Source organism: Streptomyces sp. NPDC052910 (assembly GCF_055585605.1).
Window position 1 is genome coordinate 453,066 of sequence record NZ_JBVJJR010000006.1, and the last position, 18,228, is coordinate 471,293.

The 18,228-nt window shown below is 73.3% G+C and carries 12 protein-coding genes; 2 read left to right on the plus strand and 10 right to left on the minus strand.

Features of this window, described 5'->3' with window-relative positions; translation table 11 throughout:
* Positions 1-156 precede the first annotated feature (156 nt).
* The gene (locus tag ACZ6X9_RS23590) at positions 157-678 is read left to right on the plus strand and encodes an ester cyclase (protein WP_469779975.1); all 522 of its coding nucleotides are present in this window, start codon (positions 157-159) and stop codon (positions 676-678) included.
* Here the strand turns inward: ACZ6X9_RS23590 and ACZ6X9_RS23595 are convergent.
* The 5 genes from ACZ6X9_RS23595 to ACZ6X9_RS23615 are packed head-to-tail and all read right to left on the minus strand — an operon-like array spanning position 619 to position 10,618.
* Positions 619-1,440 carry a thioesterase II family protein gene (locus ACZ6X9_RS23595; RefSeq protein WP_469779976.1) on the minus strand — a complete coding sequence of 274 codons (822 nt, stop codon included), beginning with the start codon at positions 1,438-1,440 and terminating at the stop codon, positions 619-621. The two genes, ACZ6X9_RS23590 and ACZ6X9_RS23595, sit on opposite strands and share 60 nt — an antisense overlap.
* Positions 1,437-2,873, minus strand: a complete 1,437-nt coding sequence (locus ACZ6X9_RS23600; RefSeq protein ID WP_469779977.1) for a flavin monoamine oxidase family protein — start codon at positions 2,871-2,873, stop codon at positions 1,437-1,439. Before ACZ6X9_RS23600 ends, ACZ6X9_RS23595 begins: the two co-directional genes overlap by 4 nt.
* Entirely contained in the window at positions 2,870-4,642 is a 1,773-nt protein-coding gene (locus tag ACZ6X9_RS23605) for an AMP-binding protein (protein WP_469779978.1), read from the minus strand. The genes ACZ6X9_RS23600 and ACZ6X9_RS23605 overlap by 4 nt, the downstream gene beginning before the upstream one ends.
* On the minus strand, positions 4,629-5,975 hold the full coding sequence (locus ACZ6X9_RS23610) for a flavin-containing monooxygenase (protein WP_469779979.1): 1,347 nt from the start codon (positions 5,973-5,975) through the stop codon (positions 4,629-4,631). The genes ACZ6X9_RS23605 and ACZ6X9_RS23610 overlap by 14 nt, the downstream gene beginning before the upstream one ends.
* Complete coding sequence (locus tag ACZ6X9_RS23615) at positions 5,972-10,618, minus strand: amino acid adenylation domain-containing protein (RefSeq protein ID WP_469779980.1); 4,647 nt, start codon at positions 10,616-10,618, stop codon at positions 5,972-5,974. Before ACZ6X9_RS23615 ends, ACZ6X9_RS23610 begins: the two co-directional genes overlap by 4 nt.
* Positions 10,619-11,169: 551 nt before the next feature.
* Here ACZ6X9_RS23615 and ACZ6X9_RS23620 point away from each other — a divergent pair.
* Positions 11,170-12,042 (plus strand): alpha/beta fold hydrolase, encoded by an 873-nt coding sequence (locus ACZ6X9_RS23620; RefSeq protein ID WP_469779981.1) that lies wholly within the window; start codon positions 11,170-11,172, stop codon positions 12,040-12,042.
* A 127-nt stretch (positions 12,043-12,169) separates the two neighbouring features.
* On the opposite strand, the gene ACZ6X9_RS23625 is transcribed toward ACZ6X9_RS23620, so the two are convergent.
* The 5 genes from ACZ6X9_RS23625 to ACZ6X9_RS23645 all read right to left on the minus strand — a co-directional run bounded on the left by ACZ6X9_RS23625 (position 12,170) and on the right by ACZ6X9_RS23645 (position 18,087).
* Positions 12,170-13,306 carry a SagB/ThcOx family dehydrogenase gene (locus tag ACZ6X9_RS23625; RefSeq protein WP_469779982.1) on the minus strand — a complete coding sequence of 379 codons (1,137 nt, stop codon included), beginning with the start codon at positions 13,304-13,306 and terminating at the stop codon, positions 12,170-12,172.
* Positions 13,307-13,347: 41 nt separating this feature from the next.
* On the minus strand, positions 13,348-14,598 hold the full coding sequence (locus ACZ6X9_RS23630; protein WP_469779983.1) for an ATP-grasp domain-containing protein: 1,251 nt from the start codon (positions 14,596-14,598) through the stop codon (positions 13,348-13,350).
* 98 nt (positions 14,599-14,696) lie between these two features.
* Positions 14,697-16,499, minus strand: a complete 1,803-nt coding sequence (locus ACZ6X9_RS23635) for a glycoside hydrolase family 13 protein (RefSeq protein ID WP_469779984.1) — start codon at positions 16,497-16,499, stop codon at positions 14,697-14,699.
* Entirely contained in the window at positions 16,496-17,047 is a 552-nt protein-coding gene (locus ACZ6X9_RS23640) for a sugar O-acetyltransferase (RefSeq protein WP_469779985.1), read from the minus strand. The genes ACZ6X9_RS23635 and ACZ6X9_RS23640 overlap by 4 nt, the downstream gene beginning before the upstream one ends.
* Positions 17,048-17,079: 32 nt before the next feature.
* Positions 17,080-18,087 carry a methyltransferase gene (locus tag ACZ6X9_RS23645; protein ID WP_469779986.1) on the minus strand — a complete coding sequence of 336 codons (1,008 nt, stop codon included), beginning with the start codon at positions 18,085-18,087 and terminating at the stop codon, positions 17,080-17,082.
* Positions 18,088-18,228 lie beyond the last annotated feature (141 nt).

Genomic DNA, 18,228 nt, shown 5'->3' on the forward strand with positions numbered 1-18,228 from the left:
CCATCATGTGCAGAACCTGTCCGGTCGAAACCAGTGCGGATCAAGCCGAAGTGCGTTGCGCCGCACGGTATTTCCTTCGGCTCGCCGGATTCCCTTCCCCCGGACCGTATCCGTGTGCCACTCTTCCCGGGAAAGCAGAAACGAGGGAGGTACGGAATGCCGGGCCCGCTGCGGAACGCAGATCCGCGGAGTGCGGATCCGAAGGAACTGGCGCGCCGGTCCTTCGCCGTCATCAACGCGCACGATCTCTCGATGGCCGATTTCTGGTGCGACGACACGGTCTACCACGTGGTCGGCAGCGGTGTGTACCGGGGCGAGACGGCGATCCGCCGGTATTTCACCGAATTGCTGTCCGCGTTGCCCGACTTCCATCTCGAAGTGGAGCGGGAGATAGCGCAGGACGGCTGCGTGGTAGTGGTGTGGAATGGCTTCGGGACGTTCCGCGGCACCCCGCTCCAGGGGATATCGGCGACCGGCAGGCGGATCTCCCTGCACGGTGTCGACATCATGGAGACGGACGGTGCCTTCATTCGCTCCAATACGATTCATATGGATGGGCTTTCCCTGGCCAGGAACATCGGTCTGCTGCCGCCCGACGGGTCGGCAGCGGACCGCGCGCTAAAAGCGGGATTCAATGTGCGGACCAAGGCCCGCGGGCTGTTGTCGTCCCGTCGGTAGCCGGCGGGCCAGCGTCTCGGCGAACGCGCGGGGGTGGCTGTCCGGAAAGAAGTGACCCCCGGGGACCCAGTCGAGGGTGCAGGCCGCCGAGGTCAGAGCGTGCCAGGCGGCGAGCCCCTCGGGTCGGGTCTCCGGGTCGTCCCGGCTCCCGACCACCGCGATCGGTTGCGCGAGGGGCGGGGCCGGCCGCGGCCGCCAGTGTTCGACGGCCGAGAAATCGGCCCGCAGCATCGGTTCGAAGACCGCGAACACGGCCGGCTCGTCAAGGACTTCGGCCGGGGTCCCGCCCATCCGGCGCAGGTGCTCGGCGAACAGCGGCGTCGGCAGGTGGGACACCGGCCGCCGGCGGGCGGGCCCGCCGGGCGCGTCCCGGGCGCAGGCCACCAGGGCGTCCGGCTGCCGTACCGGGAGCCCGGCCAGCCGCACGGACACCGCGTAGGCCAGGGCCGCGCCCATGCTGTGCCCGAGCAGGGCGTACGGGTGCGCGCTCCCGGGCCACGACACCACGTGGCCGGTGATCTCCTCGGCCAGCCCGTCGAGCGAGCGCCGCGGTTCCTCGCCGAGCCGGGTGCCGCGGCCCGGCAGGTGCACGGCCCACAGCGCGACGTCCGGCAGCGCGACGTCCGGCAGCGCTCCGGACAGGTGCCGGAACGCCTCAGGGCCGGCCCCCGCGGGGGGAAAGCAGAGCAGGTGGAGGACCGCGGAGCCGGCCGGAGGGCCGGACAGCCGGCGGAACCAGAGCTCGTCGGCGGCCACGGTCACGACACCTCCTCCGGTTCCGCGGGCCCGGGTTCCGGTGCCGCGTGCCGTTCGCCGTCCAGTGCCGCGAGGATCCGTCGCGCGGCCCGCTGTCCGGAGGCCACGGCGCCCTCCATCCCGCCGAAGGACTGCCAGGTCGTCTCCGCTCCCGCCCAGTGCACCAGCCCGTCGGGGGTGCCCATGTCGGCGAGCGGGCCGGTGATCAGGCCCTGTTCGGCGAGGCCGAAGTAGCAGCCCCGGGCATGGGGGTCGGCCGTCCAGTCCTTCTCCACATAGCGTTTGACCTGCCGGGCCGCCGGCCCGTACACCCGGGCCAGGGAGGCGAGGACGGCGTCCTTGCGCTCCCCGGCCGGCAGCGCGGAGAACGCGTGCGCCCAACCGCCCGGGACGAAGCCCGCGAGGACGCCGTGCGAGCCGTCCAGCGGTGAGAGGTCGAAGGTCGAGGAGACCGGCGGACGGTCGCTGACCATCTGCCCGTTCAGCCCCCGCTCGCGCCAGAACGGCTGGTCGTACACGGCGAAGACCTTGACGATCGCGCCCATCGGCAGGCCCCGCAGGGCGCGGGTCCGGGCGGCGGGGAGCCCGGGCGTGAAGTCGATTTCGGCGGCCAGGGCGGGTGGCACCGCCACCACGGCCCGGCGGGCCCGGACCGTCGTCGTGTCGGTTTCCGCCTCCACCCCGGAGGCCGACTGCCGGACGCGGCGCACGGCGTTCCCGAGCAGCACCCTTCCGCGCAGTCGGTCGGCGAGGGCGTCGGCGACGCGGTGGGCGCCGCCCAGGAAGCGGTCGGCCATCAGCCCGCCCTTGACCCGCGTCAGGGCCTCGAAGCCCCCCAGCGAGTCGATGTAGGCAAGCGCCTGCAACAGGGTGACCTGATGCGGCTCGGCCCCCCAGACGGTACGGACCGCGAGGTCCACCAGGGCGCGCCCGCGGCCCGTCCCGATCCGGTCGTCCAGCCACCGGCCCAGGCTCAGCCGGTCCCACTCCGGGGCGTGGGCGGCGAGCCAGGGCGCCTCCCGGGGCAGGGTGCGGGCCAGCGTGTCGAGACCGGCGGTCGCGCGGCCGGCGGCCACCAGGTCCGGCAGGGGGACGGGCGGCAGCCCGGCCCGGAACCGGCGCACCCGCCCGCCGTGATCCAGCAGCCGGGCGCCCCGGTCGTAGGTGGGGTGCGAGCCGATGCCCAACTCGGCGGCCAGCGCGATCAGCCGGTGCTTCGACGGGCCGAACCAGGTGCCGCCCAGGTCGAGCGAGACCCGTTCGTCCAGCGGCTCCCCCAGGACCCGGCCGCCGACCCGGTCCCGCGCTTCGAGGACCAGCGGCTCGAGGCCGGCCTTCCGCAGGGTGTCCGCGGCCGTGAGGCCGGCGAGCCCGGCTCCGACCACCACCACGTCCGCCTCCCGGGGCGGCACGCCCCCGCCCTTCCCGCGGGGGCTCACCGGCCCACGCTCGCCAGCTCGCGCAGCTCGCCGGCGAAGAAGAGCTGCCGGCACCGGGCGCGCCGGGTCTTCCCGGAGGAGGTGCGGGGAATGGCCTGCCGGGGAACGATGACCACCCGGTCCGGGGCGTGTCCCAGGCGTTCCCGCAGCCTGGTCATGACCCGTCCGGCCAGCCCGGCCGCGTCGTCGCCGCTCCGGCCGATCTCCGCGACCACCACGACCCGTTCGGTGTCGGGCAGGCCGAAGGCGGCGCAGACCTGGCCCACTCCGTCCACCTCGCAGGAGAGGTGTTCGTACTCCTCGGGGTAGAGGTTGCGGCCACCGGCGATGATCACGTCCTTGATGCGTCCGCAGACGACCAGCCCGTCCTCCGTGAGGTAGCCGAGGTCACCCGTGTGGAGCCAGCCGTCCCGGATCACCTCGGCGGTGGCCTCGGGGGCGTCCCAGTACCCGCGCATCACCGAGGGGCCGCGCAGGCACACTTCGCCCACCCGGCGCGGGCCGAGCTCCGTCCCGTCGTCACCGGTGATCCGGATGCGCACGCCGGGGACGGGCGGACCGCACACCACGAGCTCCCGGGCGTCCGGGGAGCCGGCGGGTACGGGCTCGGCCACCCGCTCCGCGGCGAGCCGGCCGGCGGCCACCCGCTCACGGACCATCGGCCGGTCGTACGGGCTGATGGCGACGGCCAGGGTCGCCTCGGCGAGGCCGTACATCGGCGTGATCGCCTCGGGGCGCAGGCCGTGGGCGGCCCCCGCCTCGGCGAAGGCGTCCAGGTTGGACAGCCGGATCGGCTCGGCGCCGTCACCGCACATCCGCAGCGCCGACAGGTCCAGGGGCCGCGGGCGCTCCGCCATGCCCCGGGCGGCCAGCCCGTAGGCGAAGTTGGGCGCCACGGTGTGGGTGGCGCCGTAGCGGGAGAGCGCGTCGACCCAGGAGTCCGGCCGGGCCAGGAACTCCTCGGGCGGCTGGAGCACGAGCCGGGCCCCGCCGGCCAGCGCGGCCAGCGTGGAGATCAGTCCCATGTCGTGGTAGAGCGGCAGCCAGTGGACGACCACCCCAGGCGGCCCGTCGTCCATGCCCAGCGTCCGCCAGGCCACGGCCGCGTTCGTCAGGATCTGACGGTGTGTCAGAGTGACGGCCTTGGGCGTGCCGGTGGTGCCGGAGGTGAACTGGAGGTAGGCGACGTCGTCCGGCGCGCAGTCGGCCGGCGCGGGGGCCGGGCCCTGGTGGGAGACCAGTTCGGAACAGGCGACCAGGGGCCGGTCCGGGCGGACCCCACGGCCCAGGCGCCGCCCCACGAAGCCGTGGAAGGCGTCGGACACCACCAGGCAGCGGGCGCCGACGTGGTCCAGGCGCCGCTCCGTCTCCGCCATCAGGTCGCCCAGGTCGGCCAGCCGGTGGGGCAGCGGAACGATCACCGGTACGGCACCGGCCCGCCACACCCCGAAGAGGGTGCAGAGGAACGCCGACGACGTCGACGACATGACGGCCACCCGGTCGCCGGGCCCCACTCCCCGGAGGGCGAGGGCCGCCGCGACCCGCCGGGCCGTCGCGGCGAGCACCGCTCCCGGCAGCGGCGTCTCCTTCAGGTCCTTGTCGACGAGCAGGAATCCGGGCCCGCCCCGGGCCACGCGCTCCAGGACGTCGGGGACGGTGGCCGCCCCGAAGACGATCTCCGGGCGCGGGTATCCGATGGCCGGGCCGCCCTGGGCCGCCGCTTCTTCGCGGTCGGCCGCTCCGGCCGGTATGACGTCACTCGTGTGCATCGCTCTCCCCCTGAGTTCCCGCCGGCCGAGCGGCCGGCGCCCCCGTGGGCCGGGGCGGCGTGCCCCCGGCCCGCTGTGTGCGGCGTGCCCCCGGGCGGGCCGCGGTCTGCCGGTCCAGGTAGTCCGCGACCTCCCGGGCCAGCCGGGGCGCGTCCCGGCGGACCCGGCGCAGGTTGCCGCTGAACGGATGGGTGTAGCCCATGAAGTAGAAGCCCGGCGCCCAGGGCAGGGGCCGGGCCCCGTCGGTGAGCGGATCGCCGTCCGCGTCGAGCACGTCCAGGTGTCCCACGAGGGCGTCGAGTCCGCGCCGGTATCCCGTGGCGGCGATGACGACCTCGGGCCGGATGCGGCTGCGGTCGCCGAGGATCACCTGGTCGCCCTGGAAGGAGTCCACGGCGGCGACGGGCTCGATCAGCCCCGCCCGGAGGGCGCCGAGGAACCCCGTGTCGATGACGGGGGTGACGCCGGCGACCCGGTACTGGCTGTACAGCCCGGCCCGGGGGGCCGACAGGCCGTACTTGGTCAGGTTGCCGACCGACAGCCGGTTGACCGGGCCGAGCAGGAGGTCGCCGAGGCGCGGTGGCAGCGTCTCCACCAGGGCCGGACCCAGCAGGGTCGGCACGCCGAGCAGGGAACGCCGGACGACGTGCGGTGGGGTGCGCACCGAGAGCCGGGTCCGGCGGACGCCGCCGCGGGACACGATCGAGGCGATCTCCGCGCCGGAGTTGCCGGTCCCCACCACGAGGACGTCCCGCCCGGTGAACGGGGCGGCGTTGCGGAACGCGGAGGCGTGCAGCACCCGGCCGGTGAAGCCGTCCAGGCCCGGCCAGTCGGGGATGAACGGCACCCGGTTGTAGCCGGTGGCGACCACCACCACCGGAACCTGCCACTCCCCGTCCGAGGTGGCCACGCTCCAGCCCTGCGCGGCCCGGTCCACCCGTTTGACCTCGACGCCGTGCCGGACCTCGATGCCGTGGTGCGTGACGTAGCGGCCCAGGTAGTCCAGCAGCCGGTCCCGGGTCACCCAGGTCCCGTCCGCGCGGGAGAACGGCATGCCCGGCAGGAACGACATCCAGTTCGGGGACTGCAGGCGCAGCCCGTCGTAGTGGTCGTGCCAGGGTGCCGCGAGCCGGTCGGTCCGCTCCAGGACCACGGTGCCGACACCGCAGCGTTCCAGCATGGCCGCGGCGGACAGACCGCTGGGCCCGGCGCCGATGACCAGCGCCTCCACGGCCCGGCGGCCGGGCGCGTCCGCGGGGCGGCCGCGGCGCCGCCGCACGGTGTGCAAGGACGGGAACCGCTTCCCGGCCGGTTTGCCTGCCCGGAGCATCATGACGCGTGTACCTCCGCCGCCAGTCGGTCGAGTTGGGTGCCGAACGACCGGGCGAGGGACTCGATCGTGGACCGGTTGTGCAGGTGGGTGCTGTAGTTCCAGACGAGCCGGATCTCGCCGCCCTCCGACAGCGCCATCAGGTCGATGACCCGGGGACGCCGGCCCGCCCCGCTGCGGTGGTAGCCGAAGGACTCCTCCACCGGGCGCGCGTCGCCGGTGAAGTACTCGCTGACGTCACCCCAGAAGTTGAAGCCGACGTCCGGTGGCGCCAGCCGGGCGAGGCGGGCACGGATTCCGGGGTCGGGGTGCAGGTACCGGAGCATGCCGTAGCCGACGCCGCGGTGCGGTACCGCCCTCAACTGGTCGCGCACGGAGAAGAGTTCCTCCAGGGGACCCGATCCTTCGGTGCGGCGCAGCAGCATCGGCGAGAGCGTCGAGAGCCGGGTGACCGTCCGGGCGATGTCGAGGTCGCCGAAGACCGGTTCGCGGCCGTGGCCCTCCAGTTCCACCATCAGCTCTCCGGCTCCCGTCCACGCGGTGACGGTGCGCAGGAGGGCGGTCAGGAGCGCCTCGCGGACCTCCACGCCGTGCCGGCGGGGAAGGGTGGTGAGCACCGTCTCCGCGGTGGCACCGGTGACGGTGGCGAACAGCCGCTCGGCAGAGGACTGGACGTTCTCGCCGTGCAGGTCGACGGGGACCGGCTGCCGCGGGTGGTCCACGAAGCCGGTCCAGAGCGGCAGTTCGGCGGCGAGCTCCGCGCTCGCCGCGTGGTCGGCCAGCCGCTCCACGCACCAGGTGACCGGTGCGGTCTTCGGCGGCAGCACCACGTCCCGGCCGGCCTCCAGGTGGAAGTACGCGGTGCGCAGGTCCTCGTAGAAGACCCGGGACGAGTAGTAGTCCATCACCAGCCAGTGCGCGCTGACCAGCAGGCGCGGCGGCCGGGCGGGGCCGAGGTCGAAGCAGGTGAGCAGGACCGTGGGTCCGTCGGCGAGGTGGAGACTGCCGTTGCGCTCGGCGACGTGTTCGCGGAGGACGGCCTCCAGTTCGGCGTCGGGCACGTCGCTCAGGTCGACGGAGGCGACCAGGGAGCCGGTGAGCGCCTCCTCGCCCGCCAGCCGCCCCTGCCACACCCCGTCGACGCGACGGAAGCGGGTCCGCAGCGCGTCGTGCCGGCGCAGCACCTGCCGCAGTGCCTCGGCGAGCAGGCCGGGGTCCACCGGGGTGTCGAGGACGAACACGGGCCACATGCCGTTCCAGTGGTCCATGTTCTCGTAGGACTGCTCGAAGAACCACTGCTGGCTGGGGGTCAGGCCGACCGGCCCTTCGACCAGGCCCTGCGGTGCCTCGTTCGCCGGCGCGGTGCGGGCCAGGGCGGCCTGTTCGGCCACGGTGCGGTGGGCGAAGAACTCCTGCGGCGTGAGGTGGAGGCCCTCCTGGGCGGCCCGGGCCAGCACCCGTACGCCCAGCAGGGAGTCCCCGCCGGCCTCGAAGAAGTCGTCGTGCCGGCCGATGGCGGTCCCCCGGGGCAGTACGGAGGCCCAGGCGCCGGCCATGGTGCGCTCGCGCTCGTTCGCGGGTGGCTCGGCGACGGCCTCGGCCGGCTGTTCCGGCTCGGGCAGCGCGGCGCGGTCGACCTTGCCGTTGGGGCTGAGCGGCAGGGTCTCCAGGACGGCGAACCGGCCCGGGACCATGTACGCGGGCAGGTGCCGGGCGACGAACGCGCGGAGCGCGTCCGCGGCCGGGGGCCGGCCGGGATGCTGGGGCACCACGTAGGCGACCAGCCGCCGTGCGCCCCGCTCCGGGCCCACGGCCGTCGCGACGGCGGCCCGTACCGCCTCGTGCCGGGTCAACACGGCCTCGATCTCGCCGAGTTCGATCCGGTGCCCTCCGATCTTCACCTGGAGGTCCTCGCGTCCGAGGAATTCGAGGGTGCCGTCCGGCCGGTACCGGCCGAGGTCCCCGGTGCGGTACAGGCGTTCACCGGTCTCCGGGTGCACGGGGAACCGTTCGGCCGTGCGCTCCTCGTCGTGCCAGTAGCCGGAGGCCAGGCCGACGCCGCCGATGTACAGCTCGCCCGTCACGTGGTCGGGGCGGGGACGCAGGTGGTCGTCGAGCACGTGGAACGTCTGGTTGCGCAGCGGAGTGCCGTAGGGGATGCTCCGCCAGTCGGGCGCGACGCGCTCGACGGGGTGGGCGATCGACCAGATCGATGCCTCGGTGGCCCCGCCGAGGCTGATGATCTGGGGTTCGCCGGGGGATAGCGCGCGGATGCGGTCCGGCAGGGACAGGGGTATCCAGTCACCGCTGAGCAGGATGAGGCGCAGGGAGTCCGGGAGTCTGCGGCCGCGGCGCTCGGTGTGTTCGGTGAGCAGCTCCATCAGGGCCGGCACCGTGTTCCAGAGGGTCACCCCGTGGGTGTCGAGGAGACCGGACCAGCGGGCGGGGTCGCGGACGTCCTCGGGCGCGGGCAGGACGAGCGTGCCGCCGGCCCCGAGCACGCCGAAGATGTCGTAGACGGACAGGTCGAAGCCGAGCGACGACAGGCCGAGCACCCGGTCCCGTTCCCCCACGCGGAAGCGGCGGTTGATGTCGTCGACCGTGTTGACCGCTCCCGCGTGCGGGATGACGACGCCCTTGGGCTCGCCGGTGGAGCCGGAGGTGAAGATGACGTAGGCGGGGGCGTCCGGGTCCACCGGCACGTCGGTTCGCCGGTCCGGCGGGGCGGGCCGGCGCGCGTCGACGACGACCTCGCGCGGTCCTGCGGGGAGTTCGATGCCGGGCTGGGTGACGGCGACCGTGGCTTCCGCGGCCGCCAGCACCTGCGCGACGCGCTGCGGGGGGAGCCCGGCGTCGACCGGCAGGTAGGCGGCGCCGGCCCGGAGGATGCCCAGGACGGCGACGACCTGCTCCCAGCCCTTGTGCATCACGACCGCGACCGGGTGGCCGGGGAGCACGTCGAGGCCGGTGAGGCGGGCGGCCAGCTCCGCGGCGCGCTCGTCCAGTTCGCGGCGGGACAGGACCCGGCCGGGAGCGATCACCGCGGGCGCGTCGCCGTGCTCGCGCAGCCGTCGGTCGACGGCGGCGTGCAGGGCCTCCACCGGGCGCGGGCCCTCGGTGGCGTTGACGCGCCGGCGGACGGCGAGCTGCCGGTCCGGGAGCGGCACGGCGGCCGGGCCGCGCACCCGCCCGGGGTCGTCGGCCAGGGTCTCCAGCAGGTTCCGGTAGGCGGCGAACATGTCGTCGAGCACTCCGGCCGGGAAGACGTCCTCGGCCGCGTCCCAACTGACGTTCAGGCCGTCACCGAGGGAGACCACCTGGTTGTCCAGGTACACCTGGGGGGTCTGGGACACCGCGTGGCGCTCGGTGAAGACGATCCCCTCCAGGTCCTCGACGCCGCTCCCCCGGTCCTGGATGAGGCTGGTGAACACCACCGGCATGAGGGCCCGCCGGCCGCCGCGGGCCATTTCCCGCTGCACCCTGACGCCGCCGAACTCGCTGTGCTCCAGGTCCTCGCGCAACTGCCGCTGGAGTCCGGCCGCGGCCTCGTCCAGGGCCGGGGTGGCCCCGAGGTCGCAGGCGAGCAGGACGGTGCCGGTGAAGTCGCCGACCACGTGCGGTAGTTCCGGGTGCCAGTACGGGCGGTCCGCGAGCGTCACGTTCACGGTGAACCGCGGCGTCTTCGACCAGGTGCGGAGGACGGCGGCGTAGGCCGTGCACAGGAGCGCGGAGGAGGTGACGCCGAGGCTCGCGGCCCGTTCGGAGAACCGGCGCCAGCGCTCGGCGTCCAGCCGGAACCGGCGGCGGACGAACCGGGGCGCGTCCGTGCCGGACCGCTCGACGAGGGGCAGCTCGGGGGCGGCCGGGATCTCGCCGAGCCTGCCCAGCCAGTAGTCCCGGGCCTTCGCGTGGCGCGGCGTCGCGCGACGGGCCTCCCGCGCCGCGACGTAGTCCCGGAAGGTGACGCCGAGGGCCGGCAGTTCCGCTCCCGGTTCGAGCATCAGCCTGATCCACTCGCCGAGCAGGAGCCGGACGCTCCCGGCGTCGACGAACAGCAGGTCGACGCTGAAGTGCAGCCGGACCAGGTCGGGGGCGACGGTGTGGGTGCGCACCTCGTACAGCGGCCAGGTCTCCTGGTCGAACCGCTGCCCGGCGAGCCGGTCGCGGGTCTCGGCCAAAATCCGGTCGCGGTCCTCGGCGGAGAGCCCGGAGAGGTCGGCGTGGGCGACGCGGTAGGGCTCGCCGACGGGAAGCACCCGTTGGCGCCCGTCACCGTCCATGACGGCCCGGAGCATGTCGTGTCGCTCGACGAGCCGCCGGAACGCGGCCTCGACCTGTTCGGCCGGGACGGCGGTGATGTCGAGTTCGAGGTAGAAGTGCGCGGACCGGCCGCCCGCTTCGAAGCCACGGCCGCCGAGCCAGTAGGCCTGCTGTACGTCGGTGAGCGCGAACGGCTCGAACCGTTCCCCCGGAGCGGGCCTGATCGGTTCCTCGCCGGCCGCCGGCCCCCGCGCCGCCGCCTGCCCCGCCACGGCCCGGGCGATCTCCCGCAGCGTGCGCGGCCCGAAGAAGAAGTCCAGGGGGAGATCGGTGTCCCAGCGCGCTTCGAGGGCCGAGCGAAAGGCGGTGGCGGCCAGCGATTCCAAATGGAGGGGCTCGTCCGGCCCGATGGTTTCCTGACGGCCGGTGGAACCTCGGCAGAGCTGCGCAAGCGCGCGCAGAATATCCGGCTCTTGGTTTCCGTGAATGTCCGTGCTGACGATTTCTTCGCGCATGGATCCCCGTTGTCCCGTCGTCGCTTCCCTGCCACCGGCAGGGACTGTCATGACTGCGGGTGGCACATACTTCCAACCATTGCAGACATATGTCAAGAATATTTCTTACACCACCCCTGAGCTGCACTTTCTTCGGTAATTCATGATCGCGAAATACTGTGGAATATAAAGTTCCGAACGCGGATGAGATGTGATTGATCCGCGAGTAACGGATGATTGATCAATTGATCAAGGCGTTCACCTGGACTCTTGCCATGACAGGACGAATGGATCAAGACCGCGGACGCGGCAGTCACCCCGATTCACCCCAAAAGAGACATTTCGAATGGCGATCGGGAGTCATCGATCCCCCCTCCGACAATTCCCGTAAAATAATCCGGATCTCTGAATTTTTTACGGGCGGAGTGCTAGGTTGCGAAGCCATGGGAATGAAGACAGCCTGTGGTATCGCGTACCGTCGTACCGGCAGCGGAGAACCGCTCCTTCTCATTCACGGGACCGGTGGATCCCACGCCGTCTGGAATCCGGTCCTCGACCTGCTCGCCCACGAACGCGACATCGTCGCGGTCGACCTGCCCGGCTGCGGGGCGAGCCCGCGGCACACCGCCCACGGCCCGCTGACCAATGCCTCGGTGGCCGACCGACTGGCGTCCTTCGCCGAGGAGATCGGCGTGAAACGTCCCCACGTGGCGGGTGCCTCGCTCGGCGGTCAGGTCGCGCTGCTGCTCGGTGCCCGGGGCCTCGCCCGCTCGGTCGTGGCCTTCTCCCCCACCGGCTTCTACACCGCAGGCGAGGCCCGCCGGCTCCGGGTCCTCGTCTCGGCCCTGCGCCTCTCCGCCCGGCTCGCCCTGCCCCTGGCCCCCCGGCTCGCCCGCAGCGCCGCCGGCCGACAGATCCTGCTCGGCACCAGCTACGGCAAGCCCGCCGCCGTCCCCCCGGAGGCGGCCCTCGACACGGTCCGCTCGCTCGCCCTGAGCACCAGCGTCGGCGACATGCTGCGGCGGGCCAACCGTGAACTGCCGGGCGGAGGGCTGGCCTCCACACCGGAGGCCGCCGCCCACCCGAACCCGGAGATCGTCGAGGGCCTCGCGGACGTCCCCCTCACCATCGCCTGGGCACAGAAGGACGTCTTCCTCCCCGCGCGGATGGCGGAACGCGCCCGTCGCGCCTTCCCCCACGCACGCCACGAAATCATCCCCGGCGCAGGCCACTTGGCGACCTGGGACGCTCCCGCCCGGGTCGCCGACCTGCTCCTGGAATCCACCCTGACCACCACCCGCGCGACCGCGCCCTGACGAGCCGGCGCGCTGCGGGCCGCCCGCGCTCCCGCTGCCCGGAAAAAGGGGGCACCCTCGACGGGCTGGTTCGGCCCGTCGAGGGTGCCCCCTTGAGGAGGGTGCTGAAACAAGCGGCAGAGCGGGCTCAGTGGCCGGCCGGGGTGCCGGTGTCGGGTCCGGTGGGGCCCGGGTACAGCGTCGCGCGGCGGAAGGCTTCGAGGCCCGCGGGGGGTTCGGGGGTCGGGGGGGTGGTGGGGAGGCCGGTGGCGAGGGCGTAGAGCGCCGTTTCGTGGATGCCGTCCAGGCCGAGGGCCGCTTCGACCTCCGTGTCGCGGAAGGCGGCGGTCTGGAAGGGGCCGAGGCCGAGGGCGGTGGCCGTGAGGGCGAAGGTCTGGCCGAGGTGGCCGGCGTTGAGGAGCATGACGCGGTAGGCGCGGGGAGCCCGGTACTTGCTGCTCATGCGGTCGACGACGGCGGTCACGAACACGGTGACCGGGGCTTCCGCGATGGCGGACTGGTCCCAGCACAGGTGGGCGGCCTGCTCCCGGGTGAAGCCGGGGTCCAGCAGCTCCAGGGAGTGTTCGACGCAGTTGTAGTGGTACAGGCCGGGGGTGACACCCTCCACGGCGAAGACACCGACGTACGCCTCCAGTTCGTGGCGGGAGCCGCCGGCGGCGCTGGTGCGCTTCATGAGGGCGCCGAAGTCCTGGCCGTCGAGGAACTCGCTGGGACCGAACACCATGGCCAGGAGGGCGGCCAGCGGGCGGAGCGGCAGTGCGGCCGGTGCGAAGGTGCGGTGGGTGCGGCGGGCGTACAGCGTCCGGACGTACCCGGCGTCCACGTCGAGGGGGGTCCGGGGCAGCAGGACGCGGTCGGCGTCGGGGTAGTTCTTGAAGAGAGCGGAGCGGCGTCCGGCGCGGAAGTCCTCGTGGACGTCCGGGGTCTCGCTGTAGTCGGCGTCCTTGCTGGCGTAGTGCAGGACGGCGGCCTCCGGCGACCAGCTCTCCCAGTGCTCCGCCAGCCGTTCGTCCTGTGCGCCCTCGTCGGCGGAGACGAGGAACCCGTAGGCGTGCAGCTCGCGGACGGCCGCGCGGCAGGAGTCCGGGTCGTGGTCCGGGAACGCGGCCACGGCGTCGTCCTCGGTGGACCAGTCCGTGAAGACCGCGAGGATGTCGGCGGCCACGGGCGCGACGGACATGTGGGCGCCGGTGAGGTAGTTCTGGACGACGAAGGAGCCGTCACGCCAGTGGCAGACGAGGGCGTGGGCGCGCCGGAGCTTCAAAGCGTTCTCCTCGGAGTGGGACGGCGGGGCGGACGGACGGGTCAGGCGACGTCGTAGAAGTCCGGGCCGTCGAGGTAGCGGACGGTGGCGAGGTCGCGCCGGACGGTCTCCAGGACGTCGTGGCGCAGTTCGACCAGCAGGGGGTAGGTGAGGTCGTTGACGGTCGGTTCGATCACCTCGCCGGGGTGGACGAACTCCCGTACCCCCTCGAAGCTTTCGAGCTTCTTCAGGTCCTCCAGGCGCCGGTAGCCCTTCAGGGTGCCGGTGACCGGGGAGATCATCGGGGCGCCGGCGAAGAACCGCCGCACCTCGTAGCGTTCCTCGCAGCGGGCGAGGAAGCGGTCGGGGTCGGTGTAGGCGTCCACGGTCCAGTTCAGTTGGGACTCGCCGATGGACGCGTGGGCGTAGTGTGCGAGGTTCCCGCCTCCCATGCGTGCCGCGACCTCGACCACGCAGGGTCCGGCCGGGGTCATCCTCACCTGGGCGTGGGCCGGGCCGTGGCGGATGCCGAGGGCGTCCAGCAGGCTCTCGCAGTAGCGGACGACCCGTTCGGTCTCCGCCCCTTCGTAGGGCAGGAGCAGCATGCCGTCGCAGAGGTCGAGCACGCCGTTGGCGGTGATGTGGGTGGAGGTCCAGATGTCGCAGACGTGGTGCCGTCCGTCCCGGCTGACCGTGTTGACCGCGTACTCGGTTCCGGCCAGGTACTCCTGGGCGAGGACGGTGTCGTTGCGCTGTCCGAAGACGTTGTCGGTGCCGGCGAGGGAGCGGTAGGCGCGCACCGCCTCGTCGGGGGTGTCGCAGTAGTGCACGCCGTCGCTGCCCGCGCTGCCGACCGGCTTCACGACGACCTTGGCGCCCAGGTCGCCGTGCCATTCCGCCAGTTCGTCGGCGTCGGTGACGAGGAGCTGGCGCGCGGTCCGCAGCCCCGCGGCGGCGATCGTCTCGGCCATGGCGAACTTGTCGCGCCGGGCGTGGCTGCCCGCCGTGCCGTTCGTCGGCAGGCCGAGCCTCTCGCTGAGCAGGTCCGCGAAGGGCACGCCGTACTCGCTGTCCGGGACGACCGCGACGGGCCGGTAGCGGGAGAGCTCGCGGAGCGTCTCCTCCACGTCGCCGCGGTGGACGATCTCGGCGACGCAGCCGGCCGGCTCGACCGAGCGGTACAGCGGGGGCCGTACGGGCGTGCTCTGCACGTGGACGCACGCGTAGCCCGCGTTCCGGAACGCGGCGACGAGGCCGCCGGACTGGTCGGCGGGGCTGGCGTCGACGAGCGCGACGTAGCCGTTCTGCGTCATGTGTCACCTCTGGGGACCGTTGTGTGGGGCCGTCGTGGGGGGCGGCGTGGGGCCGTTGTGTGTATGGGGGGGCGTGATGTGTATGGGGAGGGCGTGGGTCAGGCTCGGGAAGCCGTCGCCGGGCTCAGCCAGGCCGCCGCGTGCGGCGGGAGCGGGCCGCCGTCGGCCACCGGCTCGCTCGACAGCAGGACGGCGTACCCGGCCGGCAGGGGCGCCGGGCGGGCCGAGAAGTTCACCGCGCAGACGACGTCCCCCCGCCGGAAGGCGAGGACGTCCTCCGGCACGCCGTCCGCGTCCGTGAGCCAGGCGAGGGCGCCGTCCCGCAGGCCGGGGAGTGACCTGCGCAGCCGGATGGCCCGGCGGTACAGGCGGAGTACGGAGCCGGGGTCCCGTTCCTGGGCCGCGACCGTGCGGTCCGCCCAGTCGTCCGGCTGCGGCAGCCAGGTCTCCCGCCCGGGGCGGGTGAAGCCGTACGGCGGCGCGTCACCGGACCACGGCAGGGGGACACGGCAGCCGTCCCGCCCGGGGTCGGCCCCGCCGGAGCGCAGGTACACCGGGTCGCGGCGGACGTCCGGCGGCAGGTCCTCCACCTCGGGCAGGCCGAGCTCCTCGCCCTGGTAGAGGTGGACGGAGCCCGGCAGGGCGAGGGTGAGCAGGGCGGCGGCCCGCGCCCGCCGCGTACCGAGGGCCGGGTCGGTGGGGACGCCGGCGGTGACGGTGGCGAAGTCGAACGAGGTGTCCCGTCTGCCGTACCGGGTGACGGTCCTGGTGACGTCGTGGTTGCCGAGCACCCAGCTCGCCGGTGCGCCGGTCCGCGCGGCGACGGCCAGCGCGCCGTCCACGGCGGCGCGGACGCCCGTGCGCGTCCAGGGGCTTTTGAGGAGGGCGAAGGTGAAGGCGGTGTGCAGTTCGTCGGGGCGCAGGTAGCGGGCGAGGCGGTCGCCGTCCTCGATCCAGAGCTCCCCGAGCAGGACCCGGCCGCCCGGGCGGGGACCGTGCGGGCGGGAACCGTGCGGGCCGGAGTCGCCCCGGCAGAAGTCGTTCGGGCCCGAATCGCCCGGACCCGAGTCGCCCGGGTGGACGTCGTCCGAAGGGAAGCCGTCCGGGTAGGAGTCCGCGATCCTGCGCCACGACCGGTAGATGTCGTGGACGGCATCGCGGTCGACGTAGGGATGCTCCCCGGGCCGCCGGCCCGTTCCGTCCGGTGGCGCGAGGTCCGGCAGGTCCGCGTCCTTCGCCAGCAGGTTGGCCGAGTCGACCCGAATCCCCGCGACGCCGCGGTCGAACCAGAAGCGCAGGACGGACGCGAACTCGGCTTGTACGTCCGGGTGGTCCCAGTTGACGTCCGGCTGCCCGGGGCTGAACAGGTGGAGGTACCACTCCCCCGGACGCCCGTCGGCGTCCGTCGTCCTGGTCCAGGCGGGGCCGCCGAACTCGGAGCGCCAGTTGTTCGGCGGTTCGTCCCCGGCCGGCCCGCGCCCGGGGCGGAAGTGGAAGAGCCGCCGTTCCGGGCTGCCCGGGGGTGCCGCCAATGCCGCTCGGAACAACGGGTGTTCGGTGGAAAGGTGGTTGGGGACGACGTCCAGGATCACCCGGAGGCCGAGCGCCCGAGCCTCCTCGATCAGCAGCTCCGCTTCCTCGAGGGTGCCGAACAGCGGGTCGACGGACCGGTGGTCGGCCACGTCGTAGCCGCCGTCGGCCATCGGCGAGCGGTACCACGGCGTGATCCACAGGGCGTCGGCGCCGAGTCCGGCCACGTACGGCAGCCCGGCCCGCAGACCGGCGATGTCGCCGGTCCCGTCGCCGTTGCCGTCGGCGAAGCTGCGCGGGTAGACCTGGTAGACCACCGCGTCGCGCCACCACTCGCGCGGGGCCGCCGGGGCGCGTTCTCCCGGCGTCACGGCCGCGGCCCTCCGTCCGGGGTCCGTACCACGCGCGCGGGGTTGCCGACGGCGACGACGCCGGGCGGCAGGTCCCGGGTGACGACGCTGCCGGCCCCGACGATGGTGCCGGCGCCGATCGTCACACCGGGCAGGACGATCACTCCGCCGCCGAGCCAGGCGCCGTCCTCGACGGTGATGGGCCGGGCGCTCTCCCACGCGCCGTGCCGCAAGGCGGGGTCGTGCGCGTGGTCGGCGGTGTAGAGCTGGCAGCGGGGGCCCATCCGGACGTCGGAGCCGATGGAAATGGGCGCGCAGTCGAGGAGCACGGCGTCGAAATTGATCCGGGACCGTTCCCCGAGGGTGATGAAGAATCCGAATTCGCAGAGGAAACGCGGGACCACGCGCACGTCCGCTCCGACGGCACCCAGCAGGTCCGGCAGGATCCGGTTCCTCTCCGCCTGGTCGGCCAGGGCGGTGGCGTTGAACCGGTCCAGGAGTTCCTCGCACCGTTTCCGGTACGGGCGGAGTACGGGGTCGTTGGCCGGATAAGGCTCTCCGGCCGCCATCCGGCTCCGCATCTCCTCGAATTCCACTTGTTTCACCGGCCCTTGACGCCGATCACCATGGACTCGGGTCCGGCGAGGTGCTCGACCCGCGTCTCCCCGAATCCGCATTCCCGCAGCCACGCGGTGCAGTCGGCGCCCGTGTAGTCGAATCCCTCGGGCACTTCCATGTGCATGATGAGGCTGAGGATCAGGCCGATGGCGTTGTTCCGGCGTTCGTCGTCGATGAGCGTCTCGTAGATCAGCACCGCGCCCCCGGGCGGCAGTGCCTCGTACGCCTTGCGCAGCAGGAGTTTCTTCTCCTCGAGACCCCAGTTGTGCAGGACGTGGCCGAAGACGAGGACGTCGGCGCGCGGCAGGTCGTCGTGGAAGAAGTCGCCCGCCCGGAACTCCGTGCGGTCTTCCAGGCCGTGCCGCCGGGTGTAGTCGAGGAATCCCTCGCGGGCGGGCGGCAGGTCGAAGCCGGTCGCGGAGAGGTGGGGGTGGCGGAGCAGGACCCGGGCGGCCAGCGCCCCTTCGGCGCAGCCGATGTCGGCGAGCGACCGGTGGCGGTGCCAGGGGAAGCGTTCGGCGATGGCCTGGGCGGAGTCGAGGCTGAGGGCCGTCATGTCGCGCTGGAAGAAGCGGACCTGCTCGGACGTGCGGTAGACGGACGCGTAGTAGTCGCGGCCGGTGGTCGCGCCGTTGAGCGCCTCGCCCGTGCGCAGCACCCGGGTGAGGTCGTCGGCCATGCCGGCGCTGCGGGCCAGGAAGCCGCCGCCGAGGTAGGCCTCCTCCGCGCCGGGGTCCAGGTAGGCCGCGGCGGCCGGGGAGTTCGCGTACCGCTCGCCGTCCTTGTCCAGGAGGCCGAGCGCCGTCAGGGCGTCGAAGAAGTCGGGGGCGACGCGGTGGTGTACCCCGGTGCGGCCGGCCAGGTCGGCGGTCGTGAGGGGGCCGGGCACGAGTTCCCGGAACACGCCGAGTTCCAGGGCGCTCAGCAGGGTCCTCGTCTTCCAGTGGGCCCACATCAGGTCGACGACCGGTTGCGCTGACGTCGTGTCCATGTCTCTCCCCTCGCCTGTCTCTCTCCCCACGTCCGACCGGGGGCCGGAAGAAACTCCCGGCCCCCGGTCGGCTGCCTGCCGTCGGATCAGCGGTGACGGTGGATGAGGATGGTGCGGGCCTCGACGGGCTTGGCGGCGAGC

What these genes read in the sequence shown, in the direction of transcription:
- ACZ6X9_RS23640 (WP_469779985.1), bottom strand. Translation starts at nt 17,047, where the DNA reads ATGGCGGCCGGAGAGCCTTATCCGGCCAACGACCCCGTACTCCGCCCG.
- ACZ6X9_RS23645 (WP_469779986.1), bottom strand. Translation starts at nt 18,087, where the DNA reads ATGGACACGACGTCAGCGCAACCGGTCGTCGACCTGATGTGGGCCCAC.
- ACZ6X9_RS23610 (WP_469779979.1), bottom strand. Translation starts at nt 5,975, where the DNA reads ATGATGCTCCGGGCAGGCAAACCGGCCGGGAAGCGGTTCCCGTCCTTG.
- ACZ6X9_RS23590 (WP_469779975.1), top strand. Translation starts at nt 157, where the DNA reads ATGCCGGGCCCGCTGCGGAACGCAGATCCGCGGAGTGCGGATCCGAAG.
- ACZ6X9_RS23605 (WP_469779978.1), bottom strand. Translation starts at nt 4,642, where the DNA reads ATGCACACGAGTGACGTCATACCGGCCGGAGCGGCCGACCGCGAAGAA.
- ACZ6X9_RS23630 (WP_469779983.1), bottom strand. Translation starts at nt 14,598, where the DNA reads ATGACGCAGAACGGCTACGTCGCGCTCGTCGACGCCAGCCCCGCCGAC.
- ACZ6X9_RS23620 (WP_469779981.1), top strand. Translation starts at nt 11,170, where the DNA reads ATGGGAATGAAGACAGCCTGTGGTATCGCGTACCGTCGTACCGGCAGC.